Below are 21,075 nucleotides of genomic sequence, written 5' to 3' on the forward strand. Positions count from 1 at the left end.
GGCACCGCGCTGACCAATAAGGAGAGACGCATGACGCTCCTTAATGTGAAGTCATTGTCCGTTGCGTTTAAAGGTCACCGTGCGGTGAATGACATCTCCTTTCACGTCGACAAAGGCGAAATACTGGGTGTGGTGGGGGAATCAGGATGTGGGAAAAGCCTGACCTCGTTGGCGGTGATTGGCCTGCAGCCTTCGGTGATGAGGGTTTCTGGTTACATCGACTTTCTCGGACAAAACGTGTTGGCCTTAAACGAGCGCGAATGGCAGCAAATCCGTGGTGATGGCATCTCCATGATATTCCAAGAACCCATGACGGCGTTGAACCCTGTGATGACCATTGGCAACCAGATTGCGGAGATGTTTGAGTTACACCGAAGGTGTGACAAAAACGCAGCGAAAGTGCTCGCGCTGGAAATGCTAGAAAAGGTTCATATTCCTGACCCATCAAAACGCTTTGACGCGTTTCCTCACGAACTATCAGGTGGTATGCGCCAACGCGTGATGATTGCCATGGCACTTGCTTGTGAACCGAGCCTCATCATTGCGGATGAGCCTACGACGGCACTCGACGTTACCGTGCAAGCTCAGGTCCTCGACTTACTCGAAGAACTCAGAGAAAACACGGATACCGCCATTATGTTCATCAGCCATAACTTAGCGGTTGTATCTCAAATCGCGGATCGCGTCATCGTGATGTATGCAGGGAGAATTGTCGAAAGGGCAACGCCGGAGGTGCTGTTTTCAAGCCCTAAGCACCCTTATACCCAAGGCTTGATTGCGAGCCTGCCTGTAATGGGAGAATCGCATGAGGAACTCTATGCTATACCCGGCACTGTCCCCGCACTGGATGAACGTGGTGTTGGCTGTGTCTTTGCAGATCGCTGCAATCGCACGTCAGATGTATGTCGAGCAGAACAGCCTGAAGAAACGTTAGTCGATAACAATCACGCCGTAGCGTGCCACCACATTGGGGAGGCATAAATGACGATATTGGCATTGGAAAACGTCTGTCAGCATTACTCCATCAAAAAAGCGGGCTGGTGGCGTGCAAATTCTCATGTATTGAAGGCCGTGGATGGCGTTTCCCTTGAAATACACCAAGGAGAGACGGTTGCGGTGGTGGGTGAGTCAGGCTGCGGTAAATCAACCTTGGGAAGAGTCGCCTCGCTGTTGGAAACACCGACCTCAGGTACTGTCATTTTTAACGAGGTGACCACGGAAGGCCTCCACGGTCAGGCACTAAGGCACTTGCGTCGTCAGTTAGGGTTAGTCTTCCAAGACCCATATTCGGCAATGAATCCACGATTACCCATTGGTGAATTGGTGGGAGAGCCTTTAGCCGCACACAATATTGGGAATAAGGAGACGCGGCACAAAAAGGTGCTTGAAGCCCTTGAGGCCGTTGGACTGGGTGAAGACGTTATCAACCGTTATCCCCATGAGTTCTCAGGCGGTCAACGACAACGTATTTGTATTGCCCGCGCATTGGTTTTAGACCCAGAACTGATTATTGCGGATGAACCTCTTTCCGCTTTGGACGTGTCGGTTCAAAGTCAAATTCTCAACCTTTTTGTTGAGCTAAAGCGAACGCGAAACCTTGCCATTTTATTTATCAGTCATGACATGGCTGTGGTTAATTACCTTGCCGATACCATTGTCGTCATGTATCTGGGTAAAGTCGTTGAACAAGCACCACGAGCCTCCTTTTTCTCTCACGCGGCACATCCATACAGTCAGGCTTTATTGGCCGCCGTGCCGAAGCTAGGGGCGGGCAAACGAAAGCGCGGATTGGCTTTGCAAGGTGACGTACCAAGCCCCATCAATCCACCCTCTGGTTGTGCATTCCATCCACGGTGCAATAAAGCCACAGATAAATGTCGAACGATAGAGCCTGTTTCGAACGCCTTTAACAACAACGAGACTCACCGCGTAGCATGCCACTATCCCGATGAAAGTGTGATTACTGCCTCTGCGTATTCGGAGGTGTCCGAATGATGCCGTTTCTTTTGAGTCGCGCACTACAAAGCCTTCTGGTGTTGTTTCTGGTCTCGTTTGTTTCTTATGCGTTGATAGGGTTGATGCCCGGCGATCCTATCGATCTCATGGCGACTTCGGACCCGAATATGACATCAGAAGATGTTGCTCGTCTCAAAGCCCTTCAGGGGCTAGATAAGCCAATAATGGAGAGATATTGGCATTGGTTGGTCGCTGCGGTGCAGGGAGATTTTGGCTACTCGCGGCTTTATTATAAACCTGCTGAAGACGTTCTCTTGCCCGCGGTTTGGAACACGGTGAAGCTGGTGGGATTGGCGACGGTACTTTCCTTGCTAATCGCTATACCTGTTGGGATTATTGCCGCTGTTAAACATAAAAGCTGGGTGGATTACTTCATTAGTTTCAGTGCCTTTATTGGCTTTTCGACGCCTGCGTTTTGGTTGGCCTTAATGCTTATCTTGGTGTTTTCGGTGACGCTGGGTTGGTTTCCTGCTGGGGGTACGGGGGAGGCCGAAGGCGGCGATTTCTTAGTTCAGCTCAAACATCTTGTTTTACCTGTGACCTCGCTGACTGTGTTGAGTGTTGCAAGCCACTCTCGCTTTGTTCGCGGCACGATGCTGGAAGTGCTTCGTCAGGACTATATTCGCACAGCTCAAGCAAAAGGGGCTTCAAAAACACGAGTGCTGTTCAAACACGCTTTAAGAAACGCGATGATCCCGCTAGTAACCATCATCGCGCTAGATATTGGTTTTTTGCTTTCCGGCGCCTTGATCACCGAAACGGTCTTTGCTTGGCCTGGAATGGGGAAACTCATTTTTGATGCCATTATGGGGAACGACTACAACCTCGCGCTATTGGGGTTGATGGTGATTACCTTCACTGCTCTGCTAGGCAATTTCATTGCTGACGTTGCGTACGCCAAATTGGACCCTCGGATCAGTCTGACGAAAGGAGCCTCATCTTGAGTCAGTTATCAAGCACGCCGTTAAAAACGCAAACAAAGCATTATTCTCCGAGTTATCTCGTTTGGCAGCGATTCTGCAGTCACAAAGCGGGATTGGTCAGTGCTGTTTTTATCGCTCTTTTGGCGGTGCTTTGTATCAGTGCACCGTTGATTACGTCGTGGTTTGGGCATGACCCCTTTGCGGTAGATTTCTTTGCACGATTTGAACACTCAAGCAGCAAACACTGGTTAGGTGCTGACGAGTTAGGAAGAGACGTTTTCTTGCGCTTACTCTATGGCGGGCAAGTGTCGTTGGCCGTGGGGACGGTTGCTGCATTAGCAACGGCAATCATTGGGACACTCGTTGGGGTATGTGCAGGTTATTTCGGTGGAAAACTGGACGCAATATTGATGCGTATCGCCGATTTTACGCTTTCATTGCCTACGTTACCTTTGATGATCGTGTTGGCTGCGGTCGACTTGAGCAAACTGGGATTACCTCAGTCTTGGGTGCAAGGAGAGAACGCCAGCCTTATTCGTATTGTTGTGATCGTGGCTTTGTTTGGATGGCCGACAACCGCCAGATTAGTGCGCTCAGGAACGCTTTCAGTCCGAGAGCGGGACTATGTGAAAGCGGCGATAGGTTACGGTGCTTCGCCTTGGCGTATTATCCGCAGACATATTGTTCCGAATGTATTGTCGCCAGTGATCATTGCTACAACCATGGCTGTCGGCGGGGTAATTTTGCTTGAAAGTGCGTTGTCTTTTCTTGGCCTTGGGATACAACCGCCTATGCCTTCTTGGGGGAACATGCTGCAAAATGCACAGGAAGTCATTTGGCAATCTCCCGGGCTCGCCATTTATCCAGGACTCGCCATTCTTCTCACTGTTATGGCGTTTAACTTCCTTGGCGATGCTTTGCAAGATGCGATGGATCCTAAAGCGATTTCCTAAATAACCATTAAATTCATGTATTTGAGACGATGCTTTTTTATTACTCAATAACATGTAAAATATATGCATGTTTAAAGTTTTCTTATGAGTAACCCATGCTAAACATCGTTGACAGAGCGCAAGAAGAAAAAATCATTCCTATCTTACGGCTTGGGTTTCGACCTCTATTTTTGCTCGCCAGCATCTACGCGGTTGTGTCGATCGCGCTTTGGTCATGGATGTTTACGCGAGGACAAAGCGGATTGCCTCTTCAAGTCCCCGCTATGTGGTGGCACGCCCATGAAATGCTTTTTGGCGTCGCGATGGCTGTGGTTGCGGGCTTTTTGCTTACTGCAGTGCAAACTTGGACTGGGGTGAAAGGCACTTCTGGGTTGCGTTTAGCGGCTATCGTTGGACTTTGGATAGTGCCAAGAATCCTGTTTTGGACAAGCGCGCCGCTTTCAGTGATTGCGCTTGTTGACGCCGCATTTTTGTTTGTTGTCGGTTTGGAAGTGGGATATCGCGTGATTGCGGCGAAGCGTTGGAGAAACCTGTTTTTCATTCCTATGCTGCTGGTGGCGATGTTCGCGAACTTAGCCAGCTATGCGACAGTAAAAGGGTTGCCGCCATTTAGTGCCAGTGTACTTTGGCAGGCGATGTTGTGGTGGTTTATGTTGCTGATTTCCATCATGGGCGGGAGAGTCATTCCATTCTTTACGGCTAAACGCTTCGGTTTCGACGCAGCTAATCCCCTGTTATGGCTTGAAGTCGGCGCGAATCTTCCTCTTTTGCTTTTGGCTGTATTGAGTTTCTACCCACTCATCGACACTTGGATAATCGCTGGTTTAATGGGCATTGGTGGGGCGGTACAGTTGATTCGTCTTTATCGCTGGAAAGGGACAAAGAGTGCGTCAGAACCCTTGGTGTGGAGTTTACACCTTTTCTATTTGGCGTTGCCCGCAGGATTGTTACTCAAGGCTATTTTTATTAGCCATGCTTGGATATCCCATACACTCATCCACTTATTGGCGATGGGGGTACTCAGTGGCGTTGTTCTTGCGATGATCTCACGAGTGACATTAGGTCACACTGGACGGGCTATCTATCATCAGCCGAGTTTTGCGTTTGCTTTCATTGCGCTGGTTTTAGCCACGATTGTTCGCGTGTTGGGGCCCATTATGTGGCCTAGCTATCTGCAATGGTGGGTGGGGATAGCTGCCGTGGGTTGGACAATCGCCTTTGGCGCGTTTGTCTTACGCTTTGGCCCAATGCTGTTTAAAGCCAGAGCTGATGGTCATCCAGGTTAGGATGTCTCTAAAAAGCGAATATTCAAACTCGATGCGGTAAAAGTGTTTTTCTGCCTCATACTGTAAGTAAGTGTATGAGGGAGGCGTCAATGTGTCGGTGGTTAGCGTACCAAGGTAAACCCTGCTTTTTAGAAGAAATGTTGCTTCAACCAAACCACTCTTTAGTGTTGCAGAGCATGGAAGCGACGAAGGCTGTGACAGCGGTAAATGCGGATGGATTTGGTGCGGCGTGGTATGGAGAAAAAACCTCGCCAGCCCTCTACCGTGAAGTCCTTCCTGCGTGGTCGGATGCTAACCTAAGATCAATTGCCGAACACACCAAGTCGCATCGGTTTATGGCGCATGTTCGTGCCTCAACGGGTACCAATACCTCGCGAGAAAATTGCCATCCATTCAATGTTGAAAACTGGCTGTTTATGCATAACGGCCAGATCCCTGAGTTCGAATCCGTTCGCTTTAATCTTGAACGCCAGTTAGAAGAGCGTTTCTATTTGAAAAGGACTGGCACGACCGATAGCGAGCTTATCTTTCTTCTGCTGCTGCAATATGGTCTCGAAACCAATCCTCGTTACGCGCTGAAAAGGGTGTTTTCTGATATCGAAGCTGAAATCAGAGCGCGAGGCGTTAATGATCCTTTCAAAGCGTCACTTTGTATTAGCAACGGCTTGCAGTTCTGGGGTCTTCGTTATGCCTCATATGGGCCGCCGCCGACGATGTTCTACAAGCAGGTAGACAGTGGTGTGGTGTTGGCGTCAGAGCCTTATGAAATGGAACGAGAAGGATGGCAGGCGATTCCATCCCAAAGCTTGGTAGAGCTGGTGGGGGAAAGTGTAGAGATTACGCGTTTTTCACTTGAAGAAAGGGCGGCTTAGCCGCCCATTGAAAGCTTAAACTGCTTTAGCAAGCGGATGATAGTCCTGCCACGCTGCATCATAAAGTGCTCTTGATTCAGTTCTTAGCTTTTCGATTTTACTCAATTCCCAATGGCTGAGGTCGCGTTGCTCAAGTTTCGCTAGACGCTCAATGCGTTGGATGTTCTCGTAGATCGCATGTTCTTCACCGTTTTTAATCGCTGAAATTGCTTTGAGGTGAAGCTGTACTTCCGCAACTAAATTGGTTTCAGGCAGCGTAACCAGCACTTTAACATCGCGATAGCCTGATGGACGAGGTGTGTGGAAGCGGTTAATCACTTCTTGGGTTTTTGTCGCAGAGGCCAATTTGTCGAACGCGCTGTTCAAGTCGGCGATAGAGTCTGTTTCGATGGTGACACGTACGATATCGGTGAGTTTTGATGCATCGCCGTTGAGCTCACCAGCCACTTTCTCTGCTGCGCGTTGTTGGCCTTTGATGCCTGGGGACAACATTTCGCCATTCACTTGGGTGGCAATGTCGGAAGCAAGTGCTTCGAGTTCGTTTTGCGCCGCTGAAGCGACGTCATAGAGTTCGTTTAAGTCGGTGTAGGGTTGTTCCAAATGTTGAGCCCGAAAAGACGAGATGCTCATGAGCTCATTCAATGCAGCTTTGTGTGTTGCTTCAGGTTGCTGATAGTAAATGCTCTGGCAGTTTGTGGACGGTTTAACGTCAACAGGCTCTGCGTGAGCAGGAATGCGGATTACCAAGATAGGTACGATAATCAGCGCCTTAAACATTCTTCCCATTTAGCTACCTCATGGTTTTGTCTGGGGAGTGCCACGAGTACATAGTACTGAAGCTGGATGAATATTAGCTGAATGAATACGTTAGGTTCGGGTCAGATATCTCAAACTGGTTGAATGAGGTATGGCACGGATCAAATTATCAAAATAATTCTCTATTTATGTGGATTGAATTGGTGAAATGAATTGTTTTAAGCTCGTTAGTTGAATTTACAGACTGTTAAAGATTGTGAATTTCGCAGGAGTGTCGTTTACTGATAGTGATAACTGTAGTCGGTACTTTTTACCAAAAAGCCACCGATTTAAGGCCAATATGGAGGACTTACCATGTACCATCCAGATTACCTTATGCAGCTTTGTCATATCAGCGACCAGGCTGTAAAGGAACTAGAACCGACATTTGACTCTCTGCCAACCACCCCTTATGCAGATGGTCAATATCGGCTAAGACGCTACTCTATCGTGCGTTGTCATGACGGAAGCGTTCGCCAAATGCCCCATCACACTTTCATGCAAACAGAATCAATTAATCATCACCAAGGTGGTGTCGTTAGGGATTTCGAAGAACTCTCAGATTCTGTCATTCAATCTGAAGGGCTTTATGAGCTTTGCCAATTGTTTAAGGACAACAATGAGCTTGAGGATCATCAAGACATTGAAATCCATCAGATGCGTGTCATCACGTTTGATGACATTACACCTGTATCGCCAGAAGGTGTTCACCAAGACGGTTTCGACCATATCGCGATTGCCGCGATAGGGCGCGATAACGTCGAAGGCGGAGAAATCCTTGTTTACAAAGATAAATCGGGTAAGCCGTTTTTCTCACTGGCGATGAATGAAGGGGAGGTTGCCCTGTTGGATGACCACGCTGTCTGGCATAATGCCAATCCAATACGCGCGGTAGACCCCAGACAGAAAGGACACATCGACCTTTTTGTGTTAACAGCGCGCGAACATTAAGCAAATTTGGCCAGCGGTTTTCCCGCCGCTGGTTACTTAACTTTTAAAAATGGCTTCTTAACTTTTAAAGATGTGTCTTTCAAGGCATAGCTTTCGTCTATGCTCACAGATATACCGAAAAACTTCCCAGCTATAACGATTACAAATGGAAAATAACATGAAGGCGAACTTGCTTGCTGCTTCGCTGATTTTTGCGTGTGTGTCTTCACCGTACGCAGTGGCCGAAAATGAAAGTACTGAGCAGCTAGACGCTCAAAACAGTGTTGAAGTACTCAGAAAGAAACACAGTGAAAACTGGGGTATCGCAGCGACGATGCGAAGTGCCACTATTCCTTACACGGAAGGCGGCAGTCAAAACGTTTCGAGCTTCGTCCCAATGATGTTTTATGAAGATGACGCCTTTTTTATTCACGGCATAGAAGGTGGCCTGCGCCTATGGGAAGAAGATGAGTGGCGCTTAAATGCGATTCTACGAATGCGTTTCATCGATCTACCTCGTGAAGTGCAAAACGAAATTGGCGGAGATACCGGTGATTTCGGTTTCCAGCTTAAAAGACAGTGGGGTGATGGTTGGTATTCAGACCTCGATGTCTTGTCTGACAAAGATTATCGCTTTCATGGCGTCGCTACCTTGGGTAAAAACATTCAAGGCGAAAGTTTTGATCTGAATGCCACCGTGTCAGCGATATACAAAGACGCTGACTTCAACAGTTTTTACTACGGCCTCTCAGAATACCGTGATGAAGGTGTTCGACTAGGCGCGGGTGTGGATTTCAAAGCGGGCTTTAATGGCCGCTATCACGTGTATTCCAACCTCTACCTGCTCGGTGGTGCCTATGCCACCTATTTCGATTCTAATGTTAGGCACTCACCAACTATCAGCGAAAGTTGGGAAGGGGAGTTGTTTGCCGGCTTTGGCTTTTTCAATGACAACCGACGCACGGGTAGAAGAGAAATCTCAACCAGACCGTATTTACGCTTCGCTCATGGCTGGGCAACGCCGTCCAACATTGGCGAAATCATTGCGGGTGATATAGAAAAAGATCCTTTTAATAACCAGTTAACCTCCGTGTTTTACGGGCATCCGCTGACGGATGAGTTGTTTGGTATTCCGTTAGATATTTATCTTACGCCGGGGGTGGTGTGGCACTGGTCTTCTGAGGTGCAATCCTCAAGTGCGGAGCTGGTTATGGCCATCAAAGCGTATTACACCATTGATTGGCCAACGAAATGGCGAATTGGTATTGCTGAGGGTCTGTCTTACGTCAACCACATCACCTATGTCGAACAAACGGAGCTTGATGAAAAAGGCTATGAGCCAAGTCATTTGCTTAACTATATCGACTTGTCTGTGGACGTGAACTTGGGCGACCTGTTTGGTAAATCTTCATGGAATCGCGCTTGGCTGGGTTACTCCATTCACCATCGTTCAGCAATCTTTGAAAAGGCGAGTCAATTTGGACGAATAAAGGGTGGAAGCAATTACAACACTGTCTACCTTCAGTTTGACTTCTAGCCTTACTCAAAACAACTTACGGAAGGTAAGTCACAGCATGATTAGGTTTGAAACAAAATCAAGTTAGAAAAGTAATGATGGCTACCTTGGCATTCAGTAGCATCATGGATATGCAAGCGAGTCGCCCTAATGGGTGAGAGCTAAGCCGTTTACTCCAATGTATTTCTCATGGTTAAAATACACTCAGAAGCGGAAAAAAATTTGGCTATCGCATTTGAAGCGAACGGCCCTGCGTTCTGATCACTTCCTGATACCAATGAAAACTCTTTTTACGTTTGCGCGCTAAGGAACCCGTCCCATCATCATGACGGTCCACATAGATAAATCCATAGCGCTTGCTCAGTTCCGCCGTAGAGTTCGCGACAAGATCGATGGGTCCCCAACTGGTGAACCCCATCAGTTCCACACCATCCGCCAATGCTTCTCGTGCTTGAACTAAATGGTCATTCAGATAAGCGATACGATAGTCATCCTGTATCTCTCCATTCTCATCTAATTCGTCTCTCGCTCCCAACCCGTTTTCAACGATAAACAGCGGTTTTTGGTAACGGTCGTATAAGAAATTCAACAGGATGCGAAGTCCCTTAGGATCTATTAGCCAACCCCACTGACTTTTTTCCAGATAAGGGTTGGGTACGCTGTCTACAATATTGCCAACCTCTTTTTGCTTTGGGTCAGCACTTGCGCAACCACTGGCGTAGTAGCTGAATGAGACAAAATCGACGGATGCGCTAGCGATACTCTCAAGATCACCCTTTTCCATCTTGATATTTATGCCATTCTCGCGGAAGTAGCGAAGCATATAGCCAGGGTATTTGCCTCGGGTTTGTACATCACCAAAGAACAGCCACTTATTGTTTTCCTGCATGGCTGCAATAACGTCATCAGGGTTGCAGGTGAACGGGTAATTGAGAGCGCCGAGCAGCATATTACCGATCTTTCCATCGGGAATAATACGTTGACAAATTTTAACGGCTTTGGCATTCGCGACCAACTGATGGTGGATTGCCTGATAAATCTCCTGCTCAGTCGCATCTTCCTGCAGACCAACACCTGTAAAGGGCGCATGCAGAGACATGTTGATCTCGTTAAAGGTCAGCCACATCTTGACCTTATCTTTGTAGCGCTCACATACCGTTGTTACATAGCGCTCAAAAAACTCAATCAGCTTTCTGTCACCCCAGCCGCCGTAATTTTCGACTAGAGCATAAGGCATTTCGTAGTGAGACAAGGTGACAAAGGGTTGGATATCATGCTTCGCCAGTTCATCAAAGATATTGTCGTAGAATGCAAGTCCTGCTTCGTTTGGCTCCAGCTCATCACCGTTTGGGAAGATACGGCTCCACGCCAGTGAAAGTCGTAAACAGTTAAAGCCCATTTCTTTAAACAGAACAATGTCTTCCGGATAGCGATGATAAAAGTCTATGGCTAGATCCTTAATTCCCGGCGTTCGTTCTTCGCGGGTTTGATGAGGGCTAAGGATACCTGAAGGGAGCATATCGGAGGTAGAAAGTCCCTTGCCATCACGATCATAAGAACCTTCAACCTGATTGGCAGCGATAGCGCCACCCCACAAAAAATCATTTGGAAACTGAATCATGGACACCTCTCATTGACCATTATGCTAAATTACTGGCACTTATCTTAGCCAATAACGGGAAGTAAAATAGAGCGAGATTTGAATAATTTTTGTTCCTTGTTTGGCTGGATAGGGAGGTAAATTGCTTTGTTAAAGGCCTGATTGGTAAAATAGGGAAGTTAATTGCGCAATCGGAGCCCTATTTTGAAAGATGAAAGAGCTTTTCAGCATTACTCTCGGCTAATAGTGCTCGGTATTAAGCAAGACCTATTGGTTTCGCTGGGAGAGGTTGCCGAAGTTCTTTGCACGACGCCTCGTCACTGCCGGACATTATTGCAATCACTTCAGCAACGTGAATGGCTAAACTGGACACCAAAATCTGGGCGTAATCAACGTTCTATCTTACACCTCAATTTTTCACCCAACGAAATACAGACCTCAAGAGCACGGCTTTTAATAGAAAAAGGGAACTACGAGAATGCACTGGAGTTGTTAGAGGGAGACCAAAACCAGTTCAGCAGTTTACTTCAGCAAACCTCAGGCGCGTTGATACGTGAAGGTCAACTTCATATTCAGTTAACCTATCAACGTATCTTTAGCCAGTTATTGCCTCATAAACCCCTGCGCAATAGTGAACGCTTTCTTGTAAGGCAGGTTTATGCGTGCTTAACAGCTTGCGACAGAAATGGCGTGGTTAAGCCTCAGTTAGCCCATCATTGGCAACAGAGTGCTGATGCTACCAAGTGGCGGTTTTATATTCGCCCGCAGTTGAGGTTTCACTCAAACTCACTCATTGATGCTGAGTTGATCTGTGATTTGTTTACCAACCTATGTGTGTTGCCTGAGTACGAAAAAGAACTCGCACACGTAAGAAATATCTCGGCATCTCATCAGTGTGTAACGTTTGAACTAAGTACTTCGGACCAGGGTTTTGCAGCGTTGCTGTCTGATCTGCGTTATTCGATTCAGCCAGCGAGGCAGATAGGGAATGCTTCAGGTATTAACGTCGACGGATGCGGGCCGTTCAGGATGGTGGAGCAGTCTGATAAAAGAGTCCGCCTTCAAGCTTTTGATCATTACTTTTCGACAAGGTCACTGACAGACAGCGTTACTATCTGGCAATTCGACCATACCCCCAGTGAGCGGATTCAGTTTGGTCGTACAAACACAGATAACCCACACCAGATAATAGAAAGTCATACGTCAGAAGCAGCGAGTACACAAACCCGGATAGAAAACGGATGCCTCTATTTGGTTTTTAATATGAATAATGGTCAAACACCACTTACCCACGCACAACGAAAGTACTTGAGCAAAACTCTGTCGCCTGAACTTGTTCTCCAGGAAGAGGGTTTGTCAGAATTGTTACTCGCTTCAATTCCGGCACATAGCCTGCTTCCGGACTGGACGAAAGTTCGACCACAAGCCGCCGAAGAAACGTCGCTTCCCGCCCAGCTTGACATTGCCGTCTATGATCATTTAGTTATTCTTGATTGTGCCAGAGTACTGAGCGACAAGCTGAATCAGATGGGCGTTGAAAGTCGGGTAAACGTGTATTCATTCTCAGAGCTGCATGAACGGGCACAACGAAACGAGCTATCTGAAGGTCTCGTCATTGCTAGCCTTATCACTGATGACAATTTACCGATCTCGATGTTCCGCTGGTTTTGTTCAAATTCTATTTTACATCAGGGCTTACCTGATGAAGCAAAGCACTGGATCAATGCGGAACTGGCGGTTCTTCGTGGACAATATGAAGCAGGTGATTACCTGAAAATACTTGAGTCATTGGCGACTACGATGCTCTATGAAAACTGGATAGCACCTTTGTTTCATCACCGACAAACGCTTAAATGGCTCGGTGTTTTACAAGGGGTATCTATGACCGACTGGTCATGGCCTGATTTTAAAAATGTCTGGACGGATGATTGATGTAGCGCATTTCGCTTTTTGGATGCCGTTTGTTATTTCAATGAGTCCTGCGTGATCATATGGCTAGCCTTGTTTACCTGTCTATAGTGGTAACAAATACTGGTGAGAAAATGGCCGCTGATTCTGTCGCTATCTACAACCAAAGACGCCACATAGTGGTGTGGAATACAAAACGCCTGATGAGGTACATCAGGCGTTTTCTGCCTAATAAGTGTTATCGCTATCAGGACGGTTCATTTGGTGTAAGGTAAGTAACCTGTAAAGCCAACAATTTTCCAACCTGCTTCTGTTTTCTTCAGGTAGTAAAGCGTTTGCCATTTCAATACTTCAGGTTCTTTCCCTACCACCTGAATGGTGCCATCGAATTGCTTACGCGCGATTGCCTTTCCGTCTTTAATCTCAATCTGTTTTAGCGTTGTTAACTTGTGTACTGCTTCTTCCAGAGGTTCGGCGTACTCGGTTTCAACACTTGCCTTTGCCGCTTCTAGCCATGAATCGCGATAGTTTTCAAAGCGTGAGAAGGCTAAATTCCATTTCCCAGGGTCGTTATCGAACCCTGCGTTTACGGCGAAAAACTCGTCTTCAAGAAAGTCATTTTCAACCATTGACCAGTCTGCTTTTGTATAAGCGAGTATGTCTTTGGCGACTAACATGTCCCATATTTCAGCGCGATCTGCGTCTGCATCTTTAAAAGGGTTGGGCTTAATCACTTATTGCTCCAGATGTACTTTTTTATCCGTGTTCTATACCCAAGCGTCTTCAAGTTGTTTGAGTATATGGGGTTGCCCCCAACGCCAAACATAAGACGGGAATTACAAAGAAAAGGGAATGAAAGAAAAGTCAGGGTGAGAGGGGGATCGAACTAAAGAAAAAAAGGACTTCATTCGAAGTCCTTGAAAGCAGTGAAATAAATGCAATGGAATGCGTATTATGAAACGAGAGCGACCAATTCTTTGCTCGCTTGCGCCATCGATGCTTGTGCAGGTTCGTCGCCCATCGCCAGTGCTTCTGCGTATACAAACTGAACGTCAGTAATACCAACGAAGCCCATGACGGTTGTTAGGTAACCAGTAATGTGTTCGCTTGGCATGTCTTTGTGCATACCGCCTCGCGTTGTCACGATAACCGCTTTCTTACCTGTTAACAGACCTTGAGGACCTTTCTCTGTATAAGCGAAGGTCACACCGGCACGTGCAATCAGGTCAATCCAATTTTTCAACTGAGTAGGGATGTTGAAGTTGTACATAGGTGCAGCGATAACCAGCGTATCACTTGCCTGAATTTCGTTGATCAGTTGATCAGAAAGTGCCAGAGCGTCTTGTTGGCGAGGAGAAAGATTGTCTCCGCCGCGCATACCCATCATCAATTCACCATCTAAAACAGGGATTGGGTGTGCTGCTAGGTCGCGCTCAATCACAGACGTGTTGCTACCAAACTGCTTAACCATTTCGTCAATCAATTTGGAAGAAGAAGAGTAGTCGCCAAGGATGCTTGATTTCAGAACCAGTACGTTAGCCATTAGATGCTCCAGAAAAATATAAGTGACACTTTGTCTCTGAAACGAACTATAGGTTATTGGTCTGTGGTGAAAAAGCGGAAAAAACCGCATTGCTTGTTCGAATTTTTTGAACGAGTGAATTCTGCGAGCGAGTTACCCAAGAAACCTGAAAAGCACTTGGTGTTTGCTGTTTAGTCTGAACATAAAAAAGGCTTCCCGTAGGAAGCCTTTTCTTCAAGAGCTGTGCATTAGCCGCACTTAGAGTCGCCGCAGTTTAGACAGGTTTGGCAACCATCTTTTACGATCACTGCTTTGTTGTGGCATTTGTAGCAAAGCGTCGCACTTGGTGGGAAGCCAGTGTTTACTGGTTCTTCTTCCTCTTTCTTCTCTTCTTTTACTGCATTTTCAGCGCGTTTCGCTTCCAAAAATGCCTTCTGGTGCTCGTCCATTTCTGGGTTGTTCAACATGCCGATTTTCATCAGGTGTTGTTCAATTACGTTACCGATTTCTGCAATCAGTGAAGGGACGTATTTGCCTTTGTTCCAGTAACCGCCTTTCGGGTCGAACACTGAACGCAGCTCTTCAACCAAGAAGGTGCAATCGCCGCCTTTGCGGAATACCGCTGAAATGATACGGGTCAGCGCAACAATCCACTGGTAGTGCTCAAGGCTCTTGCTGTTGATGAAGATTTCAAAAGGACGACGCACTTCGTGGTCAGTACCTTCGTTCAAAACAACGTCGTTGATAGTAATGAACAGTGAATGTTCAGATACGTGCTCAGGCGTTTTCAGCTTGTAGGTGGTACCCAACAGCATTTCTGGACGTGGCATTTCTTCATGCATGGTTTCCAGTTGTGGTGCTTCCTCAACTGGCGCAACAGGTGCTTCCTGAACCGCGTCTTTGCTCTTTACTTTATAAGCAACGATTTTGCTTTCAATTTTACGTGTCATAACGATTTACTTCTTTTTCACAGAAGACCGCGGACAGCGGCCTTCTTTTATGTGCGTTATCTACAGTTAGAACTTACCGTAGTAGCCTTCTTTCAGTGCGTCATACAGGTTCGCAGCCGAGTGGATTTCACCGTCGTACTCGATCTTCTCGTTACCTTTCGCTTCGAAAGTAGAGCCATCTTCCAGTGTGAATACGTAGGTGGTGTTTTCCAAGTCTTCTTCTTTTACCAGAACACCTTGGAACACTTCAGGGTTGAAGCGGAAGGTAGTACAACCTTTCAGACCCTTGTCATACGCATCCATGTAAATGTTTTTGAAGTCTTCAAATGGGAAGTCAGTCGGTACGTTCGCTGTCTTCGAAATTGAAGAGTCAATCCAACGCTGCGCTGCCGCTTGCACTTCTACGTGCTGGCTCGGTGTGATGTCATCAGCAGTGATGAAGTACTCAGGCAGTTGCTCGTCTTCTTTGGTGCTGTAAGGCATCGCTTTCTGGTTAATCAGTTCGCGATAAGCCAGCAGCTCGAAGCTGAATACGTCTACGCTTTCTTTCGACTTCTTACCAGGCTTGATCACGTTACGCGTGTAGTGATGCGCAAAGCTTGGTTCGATACCGTTACTTGCGTTGTTCGCCAGTGACAGAGAAATTGTACCGGTTGGCGCAATTGAGCTGTGGTGCGTAAAGCGACCACCGGTTGCAACGAGCTTCTCGATCAGGTCTGGGCGTACTTCGCCAATAAGCTGCATATAGCGGCTGTATTTCGCGTGAAGGACTTTACCTTTCACTTTGTCGCCAACTTTGATGCCGTCTTTTGCCATTTCAGGACGCAGGCGCATCATTTTTGGTGTTACTTCGAAATCTTTGTTCATCACTGGTGCTGCGCCTTTCTCTTCTGCAAGAGCGATCGCTTGTTCCCAACCAGTGATTGCCATTTCCTGAGAAACTTGCTCAGTGAATGCAATAGATGCTGCGCTACCGTATTTGTGGCGAAGCATAGTCAGGGTAGAACCCAGACCCAAGAAGCCCATACCGTGACGACGTTTGGTTTCGATTTCTTCACGTTGCTTTTCCAAAGGCAGTTGGTTGATTTCAACTACGTTGTCCAGCATACGGGTAAAGATAGAAACAACCTTGCGGTACATTTCCCAATCGAAACGTGCATTTTCAGTGAACGGGTCACGTACGAACTTAGTCAGGTTCACAGAACCTAGCAGACACGCACCGTAAGGAGGCAGAGGCTGCTCACCACATGGGTTCGTTGCACGGATGTCTTCACAGAACCAGTTGTTGTTCATCTGGTTTACTTTATCGATCAGGATAAAGCCTGGTTCCGCGTAGTCGTAAGTAGACGACATGATCACGTTCCACAGGTTACGCGCAGGCATGGTGCGGTAGATCTTACACGCTACGCGGCCTTTATCGTCTTCAACCAGACCGTCTTTGCTCGGCCAATCTGCCCAAACGATGGTTTCGTCGTTTTGCAGATCAGTACCGTCTTGACGCGCTTCTTTTGCGGTCACTGGGAAGATCAATTGCCATTCGCCATCGTTCTTCACAGCTTCGATGAATTCTTCAGTGATCAGCAGCGACAGGTTGAACTGACGCAGACGACCATCTTCACGCTTCGCACGGATGAACTCCATCACGTCTGGGTGACGGATATCCATGGTACCCATTTGTGCGCCACGACGACCGCCAGCAGACGATACGGTGAAACACATTTTGTCGTAGATATCCATAAATGACAGAGGCCAGAGGTGTATGCACCTGCGCCAGATACGAATGCGCCACGAGGACGAAGGGTAGAGAAGTCGTAGCCGATACCACAGCCAGCTTTCAGGGTCAGACCTGCTTCGTGAACTTTACCCAGAATGTCATCCATTGAGTCTTCAATGGTGCCACTTACAGTACAGTTGATGGTAGACGTTGCAGGCTTGTGCTCAAACGCGCCAGCGTTGGACGTAATACGGCCCGCTGGGATTGCACCGTGACGAAGTGCCCACAAAAATTCTTGGTACCATTTTTCCTGTACAGATTTATCTTCCAGATCTGCAAGTGCACGAGCAACGCGCTTGAAGGTGTCATCCAGTGTCGCATCGACTGCGTCACCGTGTTTGCTCTTCAGGCGGTATTTGCTGTCCCAAATTTCCATCGACGTATCTTGGTATGGAATTGCGAGTACGCCAGTGGATTCGATATCAGAAGCTGACTTGGTTTTAGCCATTATAAATTGCACCTCAAAAGTAATGCCGTCTGGTTGAGCGAAAGCCGCTATGTAGTGGCTCTTATTGGCAGGGCGCAGATCAAACCACTATATGGTGTGATCTTCAAGTCTTGACAAACACTCTTTTTGCGAGAAATTTCACTTCTCTTTACAGCATAGTGTGTTGTTCATCCAAAGCCTCTCAAAATGCAACCGATTGGCCTTGATTCGCATTATTTTTAGTCAAAGTGATCAAATCAGAAACACTCAGAAGAAAAGGCGAAAAAAGTCGTTGCGTTGCTGCGCTTCATCCCTATAATGCAGCCCCGTAGACAGAGATTCCTCTGAACACTCAAAGGCGCGTTGGCAGAGTGGCTATGCAGCGGATTGCAAATCCGTGGACCTCGGTTCGACTCCGGGACGCGCCTCCATTTTCTTCTCCCCAAGTTATAAATTCCCTTTACGTTACAAATTACCCAACTGATCTGCAGTGTATTGCTTCGCGTACCTACTCGAAACCTTCTTCGAGGAAAAAGCTATGCAGGCACATTCATCGAGTCAAACGGCGATCATTGTTAGCTGTGGCGATTCAGGTAAGTACCTCACCGCGGTAGATATTGGTAACGGTATTAAAACGTATGACCGAGACAAAGTTGGGGAGCTGATTTACTTCGAATGCTTGCAACGCGCCAAGTCACATTTAGCCGAGAAAGGCTTCCAAGAAGCTGAGCTGCAAATTGACAGCGTTTACGACGAAATGATCGGAGAAGCTGCATGTGATTCAAGCAGTTACACCATCCCCATTCCGTGATTTCCGCCCGACGCCATCTCACAATTTCAACTTAAACTGACACGCATTGCGCCGTCAGACATTCCCTTATCACATTTTTTCAATACACTGTGCGACGCCTTAGATGTGCGTCTACTATCACTAGATATCTTCGAAAGACGACAAAGCAGTAAGACGCTATCGGGTGCCTGCTAAAGGAACGCCAGCGCAGTATCAAATCAGCATTGAGAACTGTGAAATAAAGAGATTTGAGGGAAGGCGCGCAATGAATTTGTTTATGCTTGATGTCGATGGCACGCTCATCGACAGTTACGATTTTGACTCAGAGTGCTTTCGTTCTGCTGTAGAAGAAGTAATGGGAATTGAATTGGCTGACTGGGAGCACTTCACCAACGTCACCGACGTGGGGATTTTGGAAGAACTGATCGGCCAACAAGGGATGCGCCAAGAAAGAATGCGTATCCTTCGAGAAGTAAAATCACTCTTTTTGCAAAAACTACGTGCTTACATTGCGTCAAACAGCAACGATCTGGTGGCAACGCCGGGTGCCATTGCGTTTGTTAACGATATGAAGGCGCATGAAAACGTGGTGCTTGCGATTGCCACGGGCGGTTGGGAAGAGTCGGCGAAAATGAAGCTACGTGCAGCGGGTTTCGACATTAGCGGTGTTAGCTTTGCATCGTGCTCAGATGCGATGACACGAAGCGAAATCATGGCACTGGCTGCATTCCGTGCCAAACAAGACACGGGTGCCATGTTCAGCCGCCGTGTGTATTTCGGTGACGGTGAGTGGGACAAAATGGCGACGAACACACTAGGGTATGAGTTCGTTGCTGTGGGTAACAATGTTAAACACCACACACGCATTCCAAACTTTGTCCATTACGACGCTATCTTCGGTAAGCTCGGCTTAACCGACATGATTAAAGCCAAATCGGCGTAATAGAAAAACAGCACCTTAGGGTGCTGTTTTTGATCCTGTTGTACTCGTTTCTCTTGGTATTAGGCGTTTGCCTTTTCACCCGATTCTGAGGCGATGCGATTTTTCAGTGCTTCGAAGTACAGTTTGGTTTCATCTGCGACAACTTGACGCAAGATGATCAAACCAATCAGGTTAGGCACAGCCATCAGTCCGTTCACGATGTCGGCGATCAGCCAAATCATGTCTAGCTTGATAAATGCGCCTGACAATACCAATCCAATGAACACGATTTTGTAAGTTAACACTGCACGTTGACCAAACAGGTACACCACACAACGCTCACCGTAGTAGTTCCAACCCAAAATGGTGGTGAAGGCGAAGAACATCAGACCAATCGCTACAATCATTGGGCCAAAGCTTTGATTCAAACCCAGTGAGAAGCTTCTGTGGTCATTTTCGCGCCTTCGATTTCCATCGACCAAACGCCAGTTAGAACCAATGCGAGACCCGTCATTGAACAAATGATGATGGTGTCGAGGAAGGTACCGACCATTGAAATCAGACCTTGACGCACACAGGAGTTAGTTTGCGCAGAAGCTGCGGCCATTGGGGCGCTACCCAAACCAGATTCGTTTGAGAAAACACCGCGGGCTACGCCAGATTGAATAGCAAGCATAATGCTCGCACCGACAAAACCACCGGTTGCCGCCGTGCTGGTAAATGCGGATTCAACAATCAGGCTAATCGCAGAGGGAATGGCACTCGCATTGTTAACCAAAATAGCCACACACGCCGTGACGTAGATAACGGTCATGGTTGGAACGATTTTGCTGGCCATGCCTGAAATGGATTTGATCCCACCAATGGTGACGGCCGCGACCAGAATGGTCAGGACAATCGCGGTGATTTCTTTTGGTACGTTAAACGCTATATGGCTCGCATCGACAATCGCATTGACTTGCGGAAAGGTACCGATACCAAAGCAGGCAACACCTACGGTGAAAAAAGCGAACAACTTCGCCAGCCATTTTTGGCCTGCACCTTTTTCAAGGTAAAGCATTGGGCCGCCAAGCATGTTGCCGTTCGCATCTTTTTCGCGGTATTTCACAGCCAGCAAACACTCGGCATATTTTGTCGCCATACCGAAGAGGGCAGCCATCCACATCCAGAATAATGCGCCTGGACCACCTAGCTTAATAGCAGTAGCTACACCAACAATGTTACCTGTACCAATCGTGGCAGAGAGGGCAGTGCACAACGCGGCAAAACTGGAAACGTCACCTTTGCTCTTTACACCTTCTTCTTTTTTGAAGATGTATGTCAGTGCTAATGGCAACTTAAAGACTTGGATTGCGCCGAGGCGGAAAGTGAAATAAATACCGGTACCGACAAGTAAAAGCAGGAGTGGTGGACCCCAGACAAGGTTGTCGACGATTTCTAGAAAGTTATGTAGTGAGTGGTTCATGATTCCCCCTTTAACGCCAAGCTTTCGAAGAAAAGTGATGAAAGTTGGGCTTAAATTAAAAGGAGGAGAATAGCTGCAAAAAGCAGCACTAAAGCGCGAGCTTTACTGCAGTTATCTCCTCTGTCCTTTTGCCTGAGAGTTTCACTTGAAATCAAGTTTGCTCCTTCGGCGACCGATTCAACGGTTCTCTCCAGAGGCTCCTCCAACAACAGTCCATACCTTTACGCAAATGCGTAATCAGGTGCCTGAAAGATTTACTTCTTCGGCGGATGGCGAAAGCCATCTCTCTCCTGCTGTCTTCATCGGAACATCAAATTTTCGCAAGTATCATAGATCACAGTTTTAGGAATGCAATTGAAAATAGAGATTTAGAGTGAAAAGTGATGTCAAAAGGCTGTTTGTTTAATAAATGTATATTTCTATGTT

Annotated in this window: 16 protein-coding genes, 1 tRNA gene, 2 pseudogenes and 1 riboswitch; of the genes and pseudogenes, 12 read left to right on the plus strand and 7 right to left on the minus strand. The window is 47.2% G+C overall.

The window, feature by feature from the left end:
* Positions 1 to 30: 30 nt before the first annotated feature.
* The 6 genes from ATN88_RS10535 to ATN88_RS10560 all read left to right on the plus strand — a co-directional run bounded on the left by ATN88_RS10535 (position 31) and on the right by ATN88_RS10560 (position 6,050).
* On the plus strand, positions 31 to 981 hold the full coding sequence (locus tag ATN88_RS10535) for an ABC transporter ATP-binding protein (RefSeq protein ID WP_067415227.1): 951 nt from the start codon (positions 31 to 33) through the stop codon (positions 979 to 981).
* Positions 982 to 1,995: an ABC transporter ATP-binding protein gene (locus ATN88_RS10540; RefSeq protein ID WP_067415231.1), complete on the plus strand. Its 1,014-nt coding sequence runs from the start codon at positions 982 to 984 to the stop codon at positions 1,993 to 1,995.
* Positions 1,992 to 2,960 (plus strand): ABC transporter permease, encoded by a 969-nt coding sequence (locus ATN88_RS10545; RefSeq protein WP_067415234.1) that lies wholly within the window; start codon positions 1,992 to 1,994, stop codon positions 2,958 to 2,960. The genes ATN88_RS10540 and ATN88_RS10545 overlap by 4 nt, the downstream gene beginning before the upstream one ends.
* Positions 2,957 to 3,892, plus strand: a complete 936-nt coding sequence (locus ATN88_RS10550) for an ABC transporter permease (protein ID WP_232313090.1) — start codon at positions 2,957 to 2,959, stop codon at positions 3,890 to 3,892. The genes ATN88_RS10545 and ATN88_RS10550 overlap by 4 nt, the downstream gene beginning before the upstream one ends.
* Before the next feature lie 95 nt (positions 3,893 to 3,987).
* On the plus strand, positions 3,988 to 5,178 hold the full coding sequence (locus ATN88_RS10555; protein WP_067415241.1) for an NnrS family protein: 1,191 nt from the start codon (positions 3,988 to 3,990) through the stop codon (positions 5,176 to 5,178).
* Between the two features lie 89 nt (positions 5,179 to 5,267).
* Positions 5,268 to 6,050 (plus strand): class II glutamine amidotransferase, encoded by a 783-nt coding sequence (locus tag ATN88_RS10560; protein ID WP_067415244.1) that lies wholly within the window; start codon positions 5,268 to 5,270, stop codon positions 6,048 to 6,050.
* A 15-nt stretch (positions 6,051 to 6,065) separates the two neighbouring features.
* On the opposite strand, the gene ATN88_RS10565 is transcribed toward ATN88_RS10560, so the two are convergent.
* Positions 6,066 to 6,836: a nucleotidyltransferase family protein gene (locus tag ATN88_RS10565; protein ID WP_067415249.1), complete on the minus strand. Its 771-nt coding sequence runs from the start codon at positions 6,834 to 6,836 to the stop codon at positions 6,066 to 6,068.
* A 324-nt stretch (positions 6,837 to 7,160) separates the two neighbouring features.
* Here ATN88_RS10565 and ATN88_RS10570 point away from each other — a divergent pair, with 324 nt between their 5' ends.
* Positions 7,161 to 7,796: a 2OG-Fe dioxygenase family protein gene (locus tag ATN88_RS10570; RefSeq protein WP_067415253.1), complete on the plus strand. Its 636-nt coding sequence runs from the start codon at positions 7,161 to 7,163 to the stop codon at positions 7,794 to 7,796.
* A gap of 157 nt (positions 7,797 to 7,953) precedes the next feature.
* The gene (locus tag ATN88_RS10575; RefSeq protein ID WP_198158365.1) at positions 7,954 to 9,312 is read left to right on the plus strand and encodes a MipA/OmpV family protein; all 1,359 of its coding nucleotides are present in this window, start codon (positions 7,954 to 7,956) and stop codon (positions 9,310 to 9,312) included.
* A 205-nt stretch (positions 9,313 to 9,517) separates the two neighbouring features.
* Here the strand turns inward: ATN88_RS10575 and ATN88_RS10580 are convergent, their stop codons facing one another.
* Entirely contained in the window at positions 9,518 to 10,912 is a 1,395-nt protein-coding gene (locus ATN88_RS10580) for a glycoside hydrolase family 1 protein (RefSeq protein ID WP_067415258.1), read from the minus strand.
* A 183-nt stretch (positions 10,913 to 11,095) separates the two neighbouring features.
* Here ATN88_RS10580 and ATN88_RS10585 point away from each other — a divergent pair, with 183 nt between their 5' ends.
* Complete coding sequence (locus tag ATN88_RS10585; protein ID WP_198158366.1) at positions 11,096 to 12,823, plus strand: SgrR family transcriptional regulator; 1,728 nt, start codon at positions 11,096 to 11,098, stop codon at positions 12,821 to 12,823.
* Between the two features lie 233 nt (positions 12,824 to 13,056).
* Here the strand turns inward: ATN88_RS10585 and ATN88_RS10590 are convergent, their stop codons facing one another.
* The 4 genes and pseudogenes from ATN88_RS10590 to ATN88_RS10605 all read right to left on the minus strand — a co-directional run bounded on the left by ATN88_RS10590 (position 13,057) and on the right by ATN88_RS10605 (position 17,493).
* Positions 13,057 to 13,533 (minus strand): hypothetical protein, encoded by a 477-nt coding sequence (locus tag ATN88_RS10590; RefSeq protein WP_067415267.1) that lies wholly within the window; start codon positions 13,531 to 13,533, stop codon positions 13,057 to 13,059.
* A 218-nt stretch (positions 13,534 to 13,751) separates the two neighbouring features.
* Positions 13,752 to 14,342 carry an FMN-dependent NADH-azoreductase gene (locus ATN88_RS10595; protein ID WP_067415271.1) on the minus strand — a complete coding sequence of 197 codons (591 nt, stop codon included), beginning with the start codon at positions 14,340 to 14,342 and terminating at the stop codon, positions 13,752 to 13,754.
* Positions 14,343 to 14,569: 227 nt separating this feature from the next.
* Positions 14,570 to 15,271: a TSCPD domain-containing protein gene (locus ATN88_RS10600; protein WP_067415275.1), complete on the minus strand. Its 702-nt coding sequence runs from the start codon at positions 15,269 to 15,271 to the stop codon at positions 14,570 to 14,572.
* A gap of 66 nt (positions 15,272 to 15,337) precedes the next feature.
* Positions 15,338 to 17,493: pseudogene (locus ATN88_RS10605) on the minus strand (adenosylcobalamin-dependent ribonucleoside-diphosphate reductase).
* 336 nt (positions 17,494 to 17,829) lie between these two features.
* On the opposite strand from ATN88_RS10605, the gene ATN88_RS10610 reads away from it, so the two are divergent.
* From ATN88_RS10610 to ATN88_RS10620, 3 genes are all read left to right on the plus strand, one after another.
* A tRNA-Cys gene (locus tag ATN88_RS10610) sits at positions 17,830 to 17,903 on the plus strand.
* Between the two features lie 107 nt (positions 17,904 to 18,010).
* Entirely contained in the window at positions 18,011 to 18,283 is a 273-nt protein-coding gene (locus ATN88_RS10615) for a DUF6482 family protein (protein WP_067415279.1), read from the plus strand.
* A gap of 244 nt (positions 18,284 to 18,527) precedes the next feature.
* Positions 18,528 to 19,205 (plus strand): HAD family hydrolase, encoded by a 678-nt coding sequence (locus tag ATN88_RS10620; protein ID WP_067415283.1) that lies wholly within the window; start codon positions 18,528 to 18,530, stop codon positions 19,203 to 19,205.
* 59 nt (positions 19,206 to 19,264) lie between these two features.
* Here the strand turns inward: ATN88_RS10620 and ATN88_RS10625 are convergent.
* A pseudogene (locus tag ATN88_RS10625) lies at positions 19,265 to 20,649 on the minus strand (alanine/glycine:cation symporter family protein).
* A 110-nt stretch (positions 20,650 to 20,759) separates the two neighbouring features.
* Positions 20,760 to 20,853, minus strand: a riboswitch (glycine riboswitch).
* Positions 20,854 to 21,075: the final 222 nt, after the last annotated feature.

The organism is Enterovibrio coralii, from assembly GCF_001559595.1.
GTDB lineage: Bacteria > Pseudomonadota > Gammaproteobacteria > Enterobacterales > Vibrionaceae > Enterovibrio > Enterovibrio coralii.

Excerpts from the sequence above, each read along its gene's own strand:
- ATN88_RS10555 (WP_067415241.1), top strand. The coding sequence starts at position 3,988 with ATGCTAAACATCGTTGACAGAGCGCAAGAAGAAAAAATCATTCCTATC.
- ATN88_RS10545 (WP_067415234.1), top strand. The coding sequence starts at position 1,992 with ATGATGCCGTTTCTTTTGAGTCGCGCACTACAAAGCCTTCTGGTGTTG.
- ATN88_RS10560 (WP_067415244.1), top strand. The coding sequence starts at position 5,268 with ATGTGTCGGTGGTTAGCGTACCAAGGTAAACCCTGCTTTTTAGAAGAA.
- ATN88_RS10570 (WP_067415253.1), top strand. The coding sequence starts at position 7,161 with ATGTACCATCCAGATTACCTTATGCAGCTTTGTCATATCAGCGACCAG.
- ATN88_RS10600 (WP_067415275.1), bottom strand. The coding sequence starts at position 15,271 with ATGACACGTAAAATTGAAAGCAAAATCGTTGCTTATAAAGTAAAGAGC.
- ATN88_RS10565 (WP_067415249.1), bottom strand. The coding sequence starts at position 6,836 with ATGGGAAGAATGTTTAAGGCGCTGATTATCGTACCTATCTTGGTAATC.
- ATN88_RS10595 (WP_067415271.1), bottom strand. The coding sequence starts at position 14,342 with ATGGCTAACGTACTGGTTCTGAAATCAAGCATCCTTGGCGACTACTCT.
- ATN88_RS10535 (WP_067415227.1), top strand. The coding sequence starts at position 31 with ATGACGCTCCTTAATGTGAAGTCATTGTCCGTTGCGTTTAAAGGTCAC.
- ATN88_RS10540 (WP_067415231.1), top strand. The coding sequence starts at position 982 with ATGACGATATTGGCATTGGAAAACGTCTGTCAGCATTACTCCATCAAA.
- ATN88_RS10615 (WP_067415279.1), top strand. The coding sequence starts at position 18,011 with ATGCAGGCACATTCATCGAGTCAAACGGCGATCATTGTTAGCTGTGGC.
- ATN88_RS10575 (WP_198158365.1), top strand. The coding sequence starts at position 7,954 with ATGAAGGCGAACTTGCTTGCTGCTTCGCTGATTTTTGCGTGTGTGTCT.
- ATN88_RS10620 (WP_067415283.1), top strand. The coding sequence starts at position 18,528 with ATGAATTTGTTTATGCTTGATGTCGATGGCACGCTCATCGACAGTTAC.
- ATN88_RS10580 (WP_067415258.1), bottom strand. The coding sequence starts at position 10,912 with ATGATTCAGTTTCCAAATGATTTTTTGTGGGGTGGCGCTATCGCTGCC.